General features: G+C 37.7%; 1 protein-coding gene. It reads left to right on the top strand.

Annotation, left to right across the window (positions count from 1 at the left end):
• Positions 1–212: hypothetical protein (locus CXF59_RS00165; protein WP_198554604.1), on the top strand; the 212-nt coding region annotated here is incomplete at both ends.

Genomic DNA, 212 nt, shown 5'->3' with positions numbered 1-212 from the left:
ACGGAGCAACAGCAGTTAACAATACTTTAGGAGTAACTGGAGCAACTTCTCTTTCAACTATTGGTGCAACAGGCGCGGTTGATTTTGATGCAACATTAAATGTTGATGGCACAGCAACAATCAATAATTTAGATGTAACTACTAATATTGATTCTGCTACTCTTGCAACAAGTGGTTTAGCTACATTGAATAGCGCATCTGTTACTACAACT

Source organism: Flavobacterium sp. ALD4 (assembly GCF_002836475.1).
Taxonomy (GTDB): domain Bacteria; phylum Bacteroidota; class Bacteroidia; order Flavobacteriales; family Flavobacteriaceae; genus Flavobacterium.
Note: the sequence above shows the minus strand (reverse complement) of the source record. Positions and strands in the feature narration are given on the sequence as shown.